This is a genomic window from Nitrospira defluvii, assembly GCF_905220995.1.
Classification (GTDB): Bacteria; Nitrospirota; Nitrospiria; order Nitrospirales; family Nitrospiraceae; genus Nitrospira_A; species Nitrospira_A defluvii_C.
The window spans coordinates 1-15,106 of record NZ_CAJNBJ010000006.1; the positions used below are offsets into that span (position 1 = coordinate 1).

The 15,106-nt window shown below is 54.8% G+C and carries 11 protein-coding genes, 1 tRNA gene and 1 pseudogene; all 13 read right to left on the bottom strand.

From position 1 onward, the window contains the following. Positions 1-100 precede the first annotated feature (100 nt). Complete coding sequence (gene fusA / locus KJA79_RS10620) at positions 101-2,182, bottom strand: elongation factor G (protein WP_213042024.1); 2,082 nt, start codon at positions 2,180-2,182, stop codon at positions 101-103. Between the two features lie 114 nt (positions 2,183-2,296). Next, on the bottom strand, positions 2,297-2,770 hold the full coding sequence (rpsG, locus tag KJA79_RS10625) for a 30S ribosomal protein S7 (RefSeq protein ID WP_213042025.1): 474 nt from the start codon (positions 2,768-2,770) through the stop codon (positions 2,297-2,299). Positions 2,771-2,832: 62 nt separating this feature from the next. Continuing rightward, entirely contained in the window at positions 2,833-3,204 is a 372-nt protein-coding gene (gene rpsL / locus KJA79_RS10630; protein ID WP_013247882.1) for a 30S ribosomal protein S12, read from the bottom strand. A gap of 107 nt (positions 3,205-3,311) precedes the next feature. Beyond that, positions 3,312-7,499: a DNA-directed RNA polymerase subunit beta' gene (rpoC, locus tag KJA79_RS10635; protein ID WP_213042026.1), complete on the bottom strand. Its 4,188-nt coding sequence runs from the start codon at positions 7,497-7,499 to the stop codon at positions 3,312-3,314. Positions 7,500-7,585: 86 nt separating this feature from the next. Further along, complete coding sequence (gene rpoB, locus KJA79_RS10640) at positions 7,586-11,545, bottom strand: DNA-directed RNA polymerase subunit beta (protein WP_213042027.1); 3,960 nt, start codon at positions 11,543-11,545, stop codon at positions 7,586-7,588. Between the two features lie 82 nt (positions 11,546-11,627). Further along, complete coding sequence (rplL, locus tag KJA79_RS22810; protein ID WP_246507574.1) at positions 11,628-12,029, bottom strand: 50S ribosomal protein L7/L12; 402 nt, start codon at positions 12,027-12,029, stop codon at positions 11,628-11,630. Positions 12,030-12,056: 27 nt separating this feature from the next. Then, a pseudogene (gene rplJ, locus KJA79_RS22815) lies at positions 12,057-12,563 on the bottom strand (50S ribosomal protein L10); the annotation flags it as partial. A 31-nt stretch (positions 12,564-12,594) separates the two neighbouring features. Next, positions 12,595-13,287, bottom strand: a complete 693-nt coding sequence (rplA, locus tag KJA79_RS10650) for a 50S ribosomal protein L1 (protein ID WP_213042029.1) — start codon at positions 13,285-13,287, stop codon at positions 12,595-12,597. A gap of 44 nt (positions 13,288-13,331) precedes the next feature. Then, positions 13,332-13,754: a 50S ribosomal protein L11 gene (rplK, locus tag KJA79_RS10655; protein WP_213042030.1), complete on the bottom strand. Its 423-nt coding sequence runs from the start codon at positions 13,752-13,754 to the stop codon at positions 13,332-13,334. Positions 13,755-13,831: 77 nt separating this feature from the next. Beyond that, positions 13,832-14,371 (bottom strand): transcription termination/antitermination protein NusG, encoded by a 540-nt coding sequence (gene nusG, locus KJA79_RS10660; RefSeq protein WP_213042033.1) that lies wholly within the window; start codon positions 14,369-14,371, stop codon positions 13,832-13,834. 72 nt (positions 14,372-14,443) lie between these two features. Beyond that, a complete protein-coding gene (gene secE, locus KJA79_RS10665; RefSeq protein WP_213042031.1) occupies positions 14,444-14,638 on the bottom strand; it encodes a preprotein translocase subunit SecE in 195 nt (64 codons plus the stop codon). Positions 14,639-14,716: 78 nt separating this feature from the next. Next, a tRNA-Trp gene (locus KJA79_RS10670) sits at positions 14,717-14,791 on the bottom strand. 58 nt (positions 14,792-14,849) lie between these two features. Continuing rightward, positions 14,850-14,999, bottom strand: coding sequence for a 50S ribosomal protein L33 (rpmG, locus tag KJA79_RS10675; protein ID WP_213042032.1), 150 nt, complete (start codon positions 14,997-14,999; stop codon positions 14,850-14,852). Positions 15,000-15,106: the final 107 nt, after the last annotated feature.

Below are 15,106 nucleotides of genomic sequence, written 5' to 3' on the forward strand. Positions count from 1 at the left end.
TGGTCCACGTGCCCGATCGTCCCGATGTTCACGTGGGGCTTTCGTCGCTCAAATTTCGCCTTCGCCATCCCCAATCCTCCCTAGTTCACACAACCCGCCACTACTCACCACGGTGCTTAGCAGTGATCGCCTCAGCGATCTGCCGAGGAACCTGGTCGTAGCGATCAAACTCCATACTATACGTTGCACGACCCTGCGTACGAGAACGCAAATCGGTCGCATAGCCGAACATTTCCATCAGCGGCACGGTCGCCTCAATGGCCTGGGCCCCAGCACGAACCTTCATGCCCTGAACTTTTCCGCGTCGACCGTTCAAGTTGCCAATGACATCTCCCATAAAGTCCTGCGGAACCAGCACCTCGACCTTCATGATCGGCTCGAGAAGGACCGGGTCGGCCTTCTTACAAGCGTCAGCAAAACCCATGGAGGCAGCGATTTTAAATGCCATTTCATTGGAGTCCACGTCGTGATAGGAACCATCGATCACGGTGACTTTAACGTCTCGCAAAGGGAATCCGGCAACGACGCCCGTCTCCATCCGCTCCTTCACACCTTTTTCGATAGCCGGGATGTATTCCTTTGGAATGGCACCACCCACGACTTTATTCACAAACTCCAGCCCCTTACCTGCCTCGGAAGGCTCGACCGTAAGCACGACATGGCCATATTGCCCGCGACCACCCGTCTGCTTGATATACTTCGACTCTGCCTCAGCCTTGCGACGGATAGTTTCACGAAATGCCACTTCCGGCTTTCCAACATTCGCCTCAACCTTAAATTCACGCAGCAGGCGATCCACAATAATCTCAAGGTGGAGCTCGCCCATACCAGCGATGATCGTCTGAGCAGTTTCCTCATCAGTACGAACCCTGAACGAAGGGTCCTCTTGCGCCAACTTCTGCAAGGCAAAACCCATCTTCTCCTGGTCTTGCTTGGTTTTTGGCTCAATCGCCATCGCAATGACCGGCTCCGGAAACTTCATCACCTCAAGAAGGAGAGGCTGCTTCTCATCAGCGAGAGTGTCACCAGTCGTCGCACTTTTCAGCCCTACGGCGGCAGCAATGTCGCCGGCATAGACAATCTCAATTTCCTCTCGCTTATTCGCGTGCATCTTGAGCAGGCGACCAATGCGATCCTTCGTCCCTTTCGTCACATTCAAGACAGCAGTGCCAGTCTTCAATGTCCCCGAATAGACCCGGAAGAATGTCAGCTGCCCCGCAAAGGGATCCGTCATGATCTTAAACGCCAAGGCAGCGAACGGCTCCGAATCAGAAGGATCCCGCCTCAACTCCTTACCACTATTCGGATCCACTCCAACGGCCGCCGGAATATCAAGAGGAGAAGGAAGATAATCCACCACCGCGTCCAAAAGCTGCTGCACACCCTTATTCTTAAAGGCGGACCCACAGAGAACCGGCGTCACCTTCATCGCAATTGTGGCAGCCCGGATCGCACGACGAACCTCGTCCTCGGCCAGAGGCTGGCCGTTAAGATACTTCTCCATGACCTGATCATCATATTCGGCCACCGCCTCAAGCATCTTCTCTCGATACTCATTCGCCTTCTCTGCGAGGTCGGCAGGAATTTCGTCGATCTTATACTTCGCCCCCAACGTTTCGTCGTCGTAAAAGAACCCCTTCATACGCACTAAATCGATAGACCCACGAAACTCAGCCTCACGACCGATCGGGATCTGAATAGGAACCGGATTGGCGCCGAGACGGTCAATGATAGACTGAACACTGGCGTAAAAATCAGCCCCAATCCGATCCATCTTGTTCATGAACGCGATACGGGGCACTTGGTACTTATCAGCCTGACGCCAGACAGTCTCAGACTGAGGCTCAACCCCCTGAACGGAGTCAAATGCAGCCACAGCACCATCCAAAACCCGGAGGGAACGCTCAACTTCGATGGTAAAATCCACGTGACCCGGAGTATCAATAATATTGATACGATGATCCCGCCAAAAGCAGGTGGTGGCAGCGGCCGTGATAGTAATACCACGCTCCCGCTCCTGCTCCATCCAGTCCATGGTCGCTGCGCCCTCATGGACCTCGCCCAACTTATGCGTCATTCCCGTATAGAACAGGATGCGCTCCGTAGTCGTCGTCTTCCCGGCATCAATATGAGCCATGATGCCGATATTTCTAGTTCGCTCTAACGGTGTCTGCCTAGCCACAACCCCCCCAGAAAAAAAACGAGCGCGCTACCATTTCAGCCAAAGACCAGCCGCTACCGCACAACTAACACCCAACGCACTAGCAGCTCGGCCAAACAGCAGCCCGACAAACGACTACCAACGATAGTGAGCAAAGGCCTTATTAGCCTCGGCCATCCGATGGACATCCTCACGCTTCTTGACGGATGCACCAGTATTATTAGACGCATCCAACAATTCAGCAGCAAGCCTATCCTGCATACTCTTTCCCCCGCGCGAACGAGAGTACTCCGTAATCCAACGAAGCGCTAACGAGACACGGCGAGATGGCCTGATCTCAACAGGAACCTGATAGGAAGCACCACCGACACGACGCGACTTCACCTCAACCACCGGCTTCACATTATCGACAGCCGACTTAAAGACTTTCATCGGATCGCCGCCATTAGTCTTCTCTTGAATCAGATCAAAGGCCCCATAACAGACACGCTCAGCCGTACTCTTCTTCCCACCACCCATCAGGACATTCAAGAACTTCCCGACGAGCTTGTCTCGATACTTCGAATCCGGCTGCGCTTCTCGATGACCAAAAAATTGTCCGCGTGGCATCGTTACCCTATAAGTGAAATCGGTTTTCGTCGCGCATCCGCGCGCAACGAGAGAATGACCTGCTACTTAGGACGCTTCGCCCCATACTTCGAGCGAGCCTGCTTACGATCCGCAACCCCGACCGCATCCAAAGAACCGCGAACGATGTGATACCGCACACCAGGCAAGTCCTTCACGCGGCCGCCGCGCACCAAAACGATGGAGTGCTCCTGAAGATTATGACCAACGCCCGGAATATAGGTCGTAACCTCCATGCCATTCGTCAACCGAACACGCGCGACCTTACGAAGGGCGGAGTTCGGCTTTTTCGGCGTGGTGGTATAGACACGGAGACAGACCCCGCGCTTCTGAGGACACCGCTTCAGCGCCGGACTTTTCGTCTTCGACTTGACGAGCGTCCGACCTTTTCGCACTAACTGATTAATCGTTGGCATGCACTCTTCTCTTTCTTGAAAATCAGGCGTTTGCTCAAAACCCCCAAGAGCGAAGCCGTCGGATTATAGAGATGTGTGGCACTTCTGTCAAGAACGTTCTTTTTCTTTCACGGATTATTTTGCGTTTCGTTGCCAGCTGTCTGAGAGGACGCCTCGACGACGCCAACCGGTTGCGGAACCGTCCCCGCCAGCTCACTAGGCACTTTCGCGCTGGCAACAAACGTTTCTCGATATTCCTCAAATCCACTACCTGCAGGAATGAGACGTCCCACAATCACGTTTTCCTTCAATCCCAGCAAATTATCTTCTCGTCCGTTGATGGCAGCTTCCGTCAATACACGAGTCGTTTCCTGGAACGAGGCTGCAGAGATGAAACTATCGGTCGTCAACGCGGCCTTGGTAATACCCAATAACACGGGTTTGCCAAGAGCTGGCTTGCCGTCCTTTTCCAACACCCTCTGATTCTCGACGTCAAACATTCCCTTACTGACCTGACTACCAGGCAGGAAGGAGGTATCTCCCGGGTCTTCGATCCGAACCTTTCGAAGCATTTGCCTGACGATGATTTCAATGTGCTTGTCGTTGATGGACACACCCTGCAAACGGTAGACGTCCTGCACTTCGTCGACCAAATACTTCTGCAACTCCTTCGGACCCAGCACATCCAGGATGTCATGCGGATTGGCCGACCCATCCATCAGAGGCTCACCGGCGCGCACCCAGTCACCTTCATGCACGTTGACATGCTTCCCTTTGGGGATAAAATATTCCTTCACATCGCCCATCTTATTGTCGACCAACACCTTCCGCATACCCTTCACAAACCCGCCATAGGAGACTTCACCATCAATCTCACTGATCACGGCCTGCTCCTTTGGCTTACGGGCCTCAAACAGTTCAGCCACACGCGGGAGACCACCAGTGATGTCCTTGGTCTTCGTCGTTTCACGCGGAATCTTGGCCAGCACATCGCCGGGATGAACCATGGCTCCCTTTTCGACGAAAATGTGCGCACCGACCGGCAACAGGTACCGAGCAACGGGCGCTCCCGCACCGGATACCTTCGCGGTCTTTCCGCTGTCATCCTTAATCGAAACCCGAGGGCGCAACGTTGCACCGCTCTGCTCGATAATGACCTTTCGGGAAAGACCCGTCACTTCGTCAAACTCCTCCTTCATCGTGACCCCTTCCAGAATGTCGCCGTAAGCAACCTTTCCACCGGTCTCCGTAAGGATGGTCAACGAGTATGGATCCCATTCCACCAGCTTTTGCCCGACTTCGACACGATCCCCATCCTTCAACTTGATCTTGGCGCCGTAGACAACCGGGTACTTTTCACGTTCACGCCCACTATCATCGACGATCGCAATTTTGGCGTTGCGGTTCATGACCACCCACTCGCCCTCTTTATTGCGCACGGCGATCCCGGCATTGTGCACGTCGGCGTTTTTCTTGGCGTCGAGGCTCATATACTTCAAATGACCTGCATGCTTAGCCTCCAATACGGTCTGCTCAACCACCTTGCTCGCGGTACCACCGATGTGGAACGTGCGCATCGTCAACTGCGTACCAGGTTCACCGATGGATTGCGCCGCAATGACGCCGACCGGCTCACCCTTCTCGACCAGACGCCCCCGCGACAGATCGCGCCCGTAACAAAGCCGGCAGACCCCGCGTGCGGACTGACAGGTCAATACCGATCGAATTTTCACCCGATCAACACCCGCCTCGACCACGGCCCTAGCTTGCTCTTCGTCGATCTCCTCGTTAAACGAGACAATGATTTCTCCGGTCACCGGATCGCGAATGTCTTCGCCGGCGAGACGTCCCAACAGACGCTCTTCCAACGTCTGAATGATTTCCCCGCCTTCCAGCAGGGCACTCACCAAAATTCCGTCCGTGGTCCCGCAATCTTCCTCCGTCACGATGACATCCTGCGCAATATCCACCAAGCGGCGAGTCAAATATCCCGAATTGGCGGTCTTCAAGGCGGTGTCCGCCAAGCCCTTTCGCGCGCCGTGCGTCGAAATGAAGTACTGCAACACCGTCAACCCCTCACGGAAATTCGCCGTGATGGGCGTTTCGATGATTTCCCCTGATGGCTTGGCCATCAATCCGCGCATGCCACCGAGCTGACGAATTTGTTGCGAGCTACCTCTCGCGCCAGAGTCGGCCATCATGAAAATTGGGTTGAAGGATTCGGCCTTCGCAGGATCGCCCCCGGCACCCAATTCCTTCATCATCTCATTGGCCACCTGCTCAGTTACATGCGCCCAAATATCGATGACCTTGTTGTATCGTTCACCATTGGTAATCAAACCTTCGGAGTACTGCTTTTCGATTTCATTGACCTCGTGCTGAGCCTTGCCAATCAGGTCTTCCTTCCTGGACGGGATATGCATATTGTCGATACAGATCGACATGCCGGCCCTGGTCGCATAATGGAATCCCAGATCTTTGATCTTATCGAGGAAGGTCACGGTCTCTCGATGCCCGGCCTGCCGGTAGACCGCATCAATGAGCTTCGACATTTCCTTTTTGGTCATCAATTTATTGGCATCGGCAAACGGCATCATTGGAGGAAGAATTTCCGATAGAATGACGCGCCCGGCCGTCGTCTGCACCAACGCGCCGTTGCACCGGACCTTAATCCGAGCGTGTTCATCCAAGGCACCGGCGTCGTAGGCAATCCGAGCCTCCTCCGGGGAGCCGAACAACTTTCCTTCACCTTTCGCGCCGACACGCTCCTTGGTCAGCCAGTAGCACCCCAGCACCATATCCTGCGACGGCACGGCAATCGGCTTCCCATTGGCAGGCGACAAGATATTGTTGATCGACATCATGAGGACGCGAGCTTCGACCTGAGCCTCGACAGACAGCGGCACGTGCACCGCCATCTGATCTCCGTCGAAGTCGGCGTTGAACGCGGCACAGACAAGGGGGTGCAGCCGAATTGCTTTCCCTTCGACCAGTACGGGATCGAAGGCCTGGATGCCGAGTCTATGCAGTGTTGGTGCGCGATTCAAAAGAACGGGATGTTCTCGAATGACTTCGTCCAACACATCCCAAACTTCCGGACGCTCTTTCTCCACCAGGCGCTTGGCACTTTTGATTGTTGTCGCCGCACCACGCTCTTCAAGCTTGTGGAAGATGAATGGTTTGAACAGCTCCAAGGCCATTTTCTTGGGCAACCCGCATTGATGCAGGCGTAATTCGGGACCGACGACGATAACCGTTCGACCGGAATAGTCGACACGCTTTCCGAGCAAATTCTGCCGGAAGCGTCCTTGCTTCCCTTTCAACATATCGCTCAAGGACTTCAGCGGCCGCTTGTTTGGTCCACGAATCGCGCGGCCTCGACGGCCATTATCAAACAGCGCGTCTACCGCCTCCTGCAACATGCGCATTTCATTGCGAATGATCACCCCTGGAGCCTTGAGCTCGATCAGGCGCTTCAAACGATTGTTCCGGTTGATGACACGGCGATAGAGGTCGTTGAGATCTGAGGTCGCAAACCGACCACCATCCAAAGGAACCAGCGGGCGCAATTCCGGCGGCAGGACCGGGATCACGTCCATGATCATCCATTCAGGCTTGTTGCCGGAACGACGAAACGCTTCCAAGACCTTCAACCGCTTGGCGTACTTTTTCTTGAGCGCAGCAGATGCCGAGGCCTTGGCCTTCACATGCAACTCGTCCCACTGCGTATTGATATCGACCTTCCGCAGCAATTCACGAATCGCTTCAGCGCCGATCCCCACCTTAAAGGCACCGCTACCGTATTCGGACTGCAACGAGCGAAGCTGCTCCTCAGAAACCAGTTCCTGCTCGCTCATGCTCGTGGATCCAGGATCCACCATCACGTAGCTCTCGAAGTAGAGAATCTTCTCGAGCTGCTTGAGGCTCATATCCAACAGCGTACCAATCCGACTGGGCACACCTTTCAGAAACCAGATGTGCGCGACCGGGGCAGCTAACTCAATGTGCCCCATGCGCTCACGGCGCACCTTCGACTGAATGACCTCAACACCGCACTTGTCACAGACAATGCCACGGTGCTTCATGCGCTTATACTTACCGCAGTTACACTCCCAGTCCTTGATTGGGCCAAAAATCTTGGCGCAGAACAACCCATCTTTTTCAGGCTTGAACGACCGGTAATTGATCGTTTCCGGCTTCTTTACTTCGCCGTATGACCACGACCGGATCTTTTCGGGCGACGCGATACGAATGCGCATCGAGTCGAACGACACCGAGTCACGCGGTTTTTCGAATAATGTGTATACACCTTCCAAGGTTGATCCCTCCTTAACGGTCGCTTGAGCGCAGTTCTGAGTGGTGAGCTATCGGATGCGTCCGCTCGCAAAACTCAGCACTAGAATCAGTCCTTCGATTTGACCAGCTCTACATCGAGCCCAAGACTTTGCAGCTCTTTGACCAACACATTGAACGATTCCGGCAATCCAGGTTCCAAGAACGGCTCACCCTTGACGACCGCTTCGTACATGCGCGATCGGCCGGGCACATCATCCGACTTGACCGTCAGGAACTCTTGAAGAATGGAGGCAGCGCCATAGGCCTGAAGCGCCCACACTTCCATCTCTCCCAATCGCTGACCACCAAACTGCGCCTTTCCTCCAAGTGGCTGTTGAGTGACCAACGAATAAGGGCCGATTGAGCGGGCATGGATCTTATCATCCACCAGGTGGTGCAACTTCAACACATACATATACCCCACCGTGACGGGGCTGCTAAACGATTCGCCGGTCCGCCCGTCCATTAACACCGTCTGCCCACTGGGCGACAATTTACCCTTCTTGAGGAGCTCCTTGATCTCCTTCTCGGACGCACCATCAAACACCGGGCTCGCGACCTTGATTCCCAGGGCACGAGCCGCCCACCCCAGGTGAGTCTCCAGAATCTGCCCGACGTTCATACGTGACGGAACACCCAAGGGATTGAGCACAATCTCCACCGGCGTACCGTCCGGCAGATAAGGCATATCTTCCTCCGGCAACACGCGCGAGACGACGCCTTTGTTTCCGTGACGTCCGGCCATCTTGTCGCCAACCTGAATCTTCCGCTTCATCGCGATATAGACCTTGACCAGCTTGATCACGCCAGGCGGAAGCTCATCGCCCCTTCTTAGACGGCCCACCTTTTCATCGTACAAGGTCTGCAGAATTTCGATCTGCTCCTTAGCGCGTCGCTCGACGTCCTCCAGCTCCTTCTGCTCATCCGGATCACTGAGAATAATATGGCGCACCATGTCGTCCGGAAGTCGCTTCAAGATTTCAGCCGTGAGCTTGCCCTTTTTCTTCAGAATAACATCCCCGGTCTCCGGGTCCATCAGATCACGCCCGACGACCTTCCCAAGCAGGAGCTTTCGAACCTTCTTGGTTTTTTCGTCCTCGATGATACGCAACTCCTCCTGGTGGTCGCGCTGCAACTTCATGTGATCTTCGCTTTCGATACTCTTCGAGCGCTCGTCCTTGTCCAGCCCCTTCCTCGAAAAGATCTTCACATCGACCACGATGCCTTCGACACCAGGCGGAACCGTGAGGGATGTATCCTTCACATCCCCAGCCTTTTCTCCGAAAATAGCCCGCAGCAACTTCTCTTCAGGCGTCAGCTGCGTCTCACCCTTAGGCGTGACCTTGCCCACAAGTATGTCGCCGGGCTTGACTTCGGCGCCGATCCGGATAATTCCACTTTCATCCAAATCTCGAAGCGCCTCTTCTCCGACGTTCGGAATATCACGCGTAATGTCTTCTTTGCCCAACTTCGTGTCGCGAGCTTCTACCTCAAACTCTTCAATATGAATAGAGGTAAACGCGTCTTCGCGCACTAATTTCTCACTCAACAAGATCGCGTCTTCGAAGTTGTAGCCACCCCACGGCATAAATGCCACGAGCACATTTTTCCCAAGAGCCAACTCTCCATGGTCGATGGCCGGGCCGTCCGCCAACACCTGTCCACGCTTCACCGGCTCGCCAACTCGAACCACGGGAGTCTGAGTAATACAGGTGTTCTGGTTCGAACGTTGAAACTTAATCATTTCATAGACGTCCAGACCGGAATCGTTACGCTTACGCCCCTCCTTCGCGTCAGCCCGGACTACGATACGAGTAGCGTCGACGCTTTCCACCACGCCCTCGCGCTTGGCTTGCACGACGTACCCGGAATCGCGAGCCACGACGGCCTCCATGCCAGTGCCGACCAAGGGAGACTCTGCCTTGAGCAAGGGCACTGCTTGCCGCTGCATGTTTGATCCCATCAAGGCACGGTTCGCGTCATCGTGCTCAAGGAACGGCACTAGGGCCGTCGCCACACTGACAACTTGTTTCGGGGACACGTCCATATACTCGATCTTGTCCGGCGTTGCCGTAATGAAGTCTCCAGCTGATCGCGCCGACACCGTCTCCGAAACGAGACGACCCGAGGCGTCTACCTTGGAGTTGGCCTGGGCGATAATGTACTTATCCCCCTCGATGGCCGAGAGATATTCCAGTTCATCACTGACGCGCCCCTTCAGGACTTTCCTGTAGGGCGCTTCAATGAATCCGAATTCATTGATGCGTGCATAGGTCGCGAGAGACGTGATCAAGCCGATGTTGGGACCTTCCGGCGTTTCAATCGGACAGATACGGCTGTAGTGAGAGGGATGCACGTCCCGCACTTCAAAACCAGCCCGCTCACGGGTTAACCCGCCGGGTCCCAGGGCGGACAAACGACGCTTGTGGGTAATTTCAGCCAGGGGATTCGTTTGGTCCATGAACTGCGACAACTGGCTGCTGCTGAAAAACTCCTTCACCGCCGCGACAACAGGCTTGGCATTGATGAGGTCATGGGGCAGCACCGTCTCCATATCCAGGAGATTCATCCGCTCCTTGATGCTGCGCTCCATTCGGACAAGACCAAGACGGAACTGGTTTTCCAGCAATTCGCCCACAGATCGCACACGACGATTTCCCAAATGGTCGATATCGTCGATTTCCCCCCGGCCAATTTTCAAATTGACCAGGTAGCGCACTACTTCGACGATGTCTTGCGCCGTCAGGGTGCGCTGCTCAAGGGCGAAATCAAGCCCCAATTTCTTGTTGAGCTTCAACCGGCCAACAGGCGACAGATCGTATCGCTTCGGGCTCAAGAAAAGGTTGTCGAACAAGGCACGGGCCGTTTCCACCGAAGGCGTCTCGCCCGGGCGAAGCCGACGATAGATTTCAACCATTGCCTCTTCTTTAGAGCCAGTGCGTTCCATGTCCAGCGTATCCAGAATGACCAACGTCGCGTTGGTGGTATCAAGATACACGACCTTGAATTCTTCAATGTCGCTATCGAGGATCTTCTCCAGAATTTCTTCTGTGAGACGTTGATTCTTTTCGGCCAAAGACTGCTTTTTGCCGCTGTCCACCAATTCCGTCAACACCGCACGTCCGACGAGTTCCGCAGGCGTCACAGGGATCTCTTTAATCCCGGCACTCTTGAGCTTGGCAATCAATACCTTCGTCAACTTGGCCCCTTCACGAACCAGGGGATCCTTGCCGCCCTTCTCCATGACCTCCGTCGAACACTTCAAGCCATGATGGATTTCAGGATCAAGCTTCCGATACAGCTTCCCCTTTGAAACGCGAATTTCCTCGACCGGATAATACATCCGCAATAAATCGTCAGTACTGTAACCGAAGGCCTTCAGAAGAATGGTCGCCGGCATCTTACGTCGGCGATCAATGCGCACGTACAAGATGTCCCGCGCGTCGAATTCAAAATCGAGCCAGGAGCCGCGATACGGAATGATTCGAGCGGAATACAAAACTTTGCCGCTGGCATGCGTACGCCCTTTGTCATGCGTGAAGGACGCGCCCGGCGAGCGGTGCAACTGACTAACCACCACCCGCTCGGTCCCGTTGATGAGAAACGTTCCGCGCTCGGTCATCAGCGGCAATTCGCCGACGTAGACCTCCTGCTCCCGAACGTCCAACACCTTCTTTTTCGGCCCCTTGTCCTCCTTATCGAAAACAATGAGCCGCACGCGCAATTTCAAAGGGACAGCAAACGTCATGCCCTGTTCGAGACATTCCCGTTCGTCGTACTTCGGCGTACCAAGAGAGTAGTTGGAAAACTCCAAGGCCGCCGTATTATTGTAATCGGTGATGGGAAACACGCTCGCTAACGCCGCCTGCAACCCCTGATCCTTGCGACGATCCGGCTCGACCTCCATCTGGAGAAACTCTTCGTAGGACCGCTTCTGGATTTCGATGAGATCGGGGATATCGATGCTCGTACGAATTCGAGAAAAATCCTTACGTTCGACAAACTCCGAAAGAGTCGATTCCGACATTCGTTAGCCCTCCAAGCTCATAAGGAGATGAACGCCCCGCGCCATCCCAACCCGACAACTCACACCGCTAAAACAGAACGAATTACTTGACTTCGACTTTGGCGCCGCTCTCCTCAAGCTTCTTCTTCATCGTGTCAGCCTCTTCCTTGGTTGCGCCGGTCTTGATGGGCTTCGGCGCACCTTCAACCAAGTCCTTCGCCTCCTTGAGACCGAGGCTGGTGAGCTCACGCACCACCTTGATAACCTGGATCTTCTTGTCCGCAGGCGCGCTGGCCAAAATCACGTCGAAGGACGTCTTCTCTTCAGCCGGAGCCGCCGCCGCACCTGCACCACCGCCCACCGCCGCAACAGCCACAGGCGCCGCCGCCGTCACGCCGAAGCGCGTCTCCAACCCCTTCACCAACTCCGCCAACTCCAACACGCTCATGCCCTCGATCGCCTTGATCAATTCATCTTGTGACAATTTGGTTCCTGCTGCTGACATGTCGCCCTCCCCTTTCTTTTTATCCTGAATGGCTGCAATGACTCGCACAAACTTGCTCAACACCCCGCTCAACGCATAGACCACACCACGTATCGGGCCCTGCATGGCCGACAACAACATGGCGATCAACACTTCCTTCTTCGGCAATTGTGCAATCGCCGTAAGATCGGCGGCCTGCACCACCTTGCCCTCCAACACTCCGACCGTCACCTTCATTTTTTCGGAGCGTTTTTCGGCCTGGATAAAATCTCGCAGAATCTTCGCCGGAAGAACCGGGTCGTCATACCCGATCACAAGCCCGGTCGGCCCCTTAAAATGTTCTTTCGCGTCAGCCAGGGTTGTCCCGGCCGAGGCTCGAACAGCCAGGGTGTTTTTGACGACGCAGTATTCCGCCTTGGCACCGCGCAACTGCCTACGAAGCTCGGTCATCTGATTGACGGGCATACCGGCACATTCCGTCAGAATAGCCAAGCGTGCGCGACCGAACTTTTCCGCCAACTCCGCGATCGCTGTTGCCTTGTCTTCTTTCTTCATGCCATTCCCCTTACTGAGAACCTGTCCGTTCTCACCCCCACAACTTCGACAGCGCTACAGGATCCAGTTTCACACCGGGCCCCATAGTGCTCGACATCGTCACGCTCTTGAGATAACGTCCCTTGCAGGACGACGGTTTCGCCTTGACCACCGACTCCAACACCGCTTGGGCGTTATCACACAGCTTCTGCACATCAAACGACACCTTGCCGACCGGAACCTGCACGATTCCCGCTTTCTCCACCTTAAATTCGACGCGGCCCTTGCGAATTTCGTTCACGGCCTTTCCAACCTCAAACGTCACCGTGCCTGTCTTCGGGTTTGGCATCAGGCCTCGCGGACCGAGCACTTTACCGAGCTTACCAACCGAGGCCATCAGATCGGGAGTGGAGATCGCACAATCAAACTCCATCCACCCACCCTTGATCTTCTCCATCAGATCATCGGCACCCACATAGTCGGCCCCAGCCTGCTTGGCCTCCTGCTCCTTTTCGCCCTTAGCGAACACGAGCACCCGGAGCTGCTTGCCGGTACCGTGCGGGAGCGCGGTCGTCCCGCGCACCATCTGATCCGAACGCTTCGGATCAACGCCAAGTCGAATCGCCAAATCAACGGATTCGTCATACTTTGCGTAGGAGGCCTGCTTCACAGCCTCGACGGCTTCCTTCAATTCGTAAAACCTGGGCTCGATTTTCTCCTGAGCCGCGGTCAGTTTCTTTCCCATACTGCTACTCCTTCACATCCGCCGGAGGTTCACTCTGCAAAAACTTACTGGACGGTGATACCCATACTGCGCGCCGTTCCCTGAATGATCTTAATAGCGCCTTCAAGGTCAGACGCGTTCAGATCGGACAACTTCTTTTGCGCAATTTCTCGCACCTGCGCCTGAGTCACCTTACCAACCTTATCTTTGTGCGGGATGCCCGAACCCTTGATGACACCAGCAGCCTTTTTAAGCAGATCCGACGCCGGCGGCGTCTTCATGATAAAGGTGAAGCTCCGGTCCTTATAGACCGTAATGATCACCGGGATAATGCTATCCCCATCTTTTTGAGTTTTTGCATTGAACTGCTTGCAGAACTCCATAATATTCACGCCGTGCTGTCCCAACGACGGACCGACAGGCGGAGCCGGATTCGCCTTGCCGGCCGGAATCTGCAATTTAATCTGCGCTGATACTTCCTTGGCCATGAGTTACTCCATGAGAACTGCGGATTGCTCGCAAGGACCGAGAACGACTCTCAGCCCCAACCACCAATCCAGTGACCTCAAATACGTTCGACCTGCAAAAAACCGAGCTCGACCGGAGTGGACCGGCCAAAAATACTAACAAACACCTTTACGCGATTGTGGTCGGCATCCACATCGTCGACGGCACCATTAAAGCCCAAAAACGGCCCATCAACAATGCGAACATTGTCACCCTTAATGAACCTGACTTGCTCGCGCGGACCGGCCGCACCGGCATCCACCTGCTTGAGCAAGGAATCCACCTCTTCAGTGGAAAGAGGCGTCGGCTGAGCTCCACCTCCGACAAATCCCGTCACCTTCGGAGTCTCCTTAATCATCTGCAAGGTCTCGTCGGCCAGGGGCGACTCTAATTCAACCAGGACATACCCGGGGAAAAATTTTCGCCGGGAGGTCCGCCGCTTCCCATCCTTGATTTCGATGACATCTTCCGTGGGAACCAACACTTGCCCCAGCCGGTCAGTAAGCCCCATTTGATTGGCGCGCTCAAGGAGGCTGGTCTTTACGCGCCCCTCAAACCCCGCATAGGTGTGGATGACGTACCAATTCTTATTGCTCATCATCTCCTCTCAGCTGAACATCCAGCATCGTATCGTCCGGCACTGCCGGACCTGTCCAGCCGCACCACGCAACTAAATGACCTTGCGCATCAGCCAGCCCAGCACGGAATCCATCATCGATAAGTACAGGGACATGAAGATACAGAACACAATCACGACCGTCGTGGCACCGATCGTTTCGGCCCTCGTTGGGAAAGAGACTTTTTTCAATTCACCGCGCACACCATCGATGAATTCTCGAACAGAGGTGATCAATCGCTGAAACACGGTTACAACCCTCTCTTAAAGCTGCTCGCGAAAAACCCTCAACACACCACCACCCCACACGCACGAACAAGTCCCTCTTGGCAGGGGCACTAGGATTTGAACCTAGACTCTCGGTTTTGGAGACCGATGTGCTGCCATTGACACCATGCCCCTCCACACGGAACACGCACGTTGCCAGCAACGGCACCGCCGTTCATCCGACACGAAGCGCCTACTTCACTTCCTTGTGGGCGATGTGCTTCCGGCAAAACTTGCAGAACTTATTCCGCTCAAGGCGGTCAGGATCGTTCTTTTTGTTTTTGCGGGTCGTATAATTCCGCTGTTTACAGACCGTGCAGGCCAAATCGATAATTTCTCGCATGTCGTACCCCGTGAGGCGAGGAGCGTGAAGCGGGAGAAGACATCACCCCCACACTCAAACCACCTGACGCCTGACGCCTCCCTCTACTACGCTAGAATTTCCGTGAC

Coding starts and splice junctions, on each gene's coding strand:
- nusG (WP_213042033.1), bottom strand. CDS start 14,371: ATGAGCAATAAGAATTGGTACGTCATCCACACCTATGCGGGGTTTGAG.
- rpsG (WP_213042025.1), bottom strand. CDS start 2,770: ATGCCACGCGGACAATTTTTTGGTCATCGAGAAGCGCAGCCGGATTCG.
- rplA (WP_213042029.1), bottom strand. CDS start 13,287: ATGGGAAAGAAACTGACCGCGGCTCAGGAGAAAATCGAGCCCAGGTTT.
- rpmG (WP_213042032.1), bottom strand. CDS start 14,999: ATGCGAGAAATTATCGATTTGGCCTGCACGGTCTGTAAACAGCGGAAT.
- rpoB (WP_213042027.1), bottom strand. CDS start 11,545: ATGTCGGAATCGACTCTTTCGGAGTTTGTCGAACGTAAGGATTTTTCT.
- rplK (WP_213042030.1), bottom strand. CDS start 13,754: ATGGCCAAGGAAGTATCAGCGCAGATTAAATTGCAGATTCCGGCCGGC.
- rplL (WP_246507574.1), bottom strand. CDS start 12,029: ATGTCAGCAGCAGGAACCAAATTGTCACAAGATGAATTGATCAAGGCG.
- rpsL (WP_013247882.1), bottom strand. CDS start 3,204: ATGCCAACGATTAATCAGTTAGTGCGAAAAGGTCGGACGCTCGTCAAG.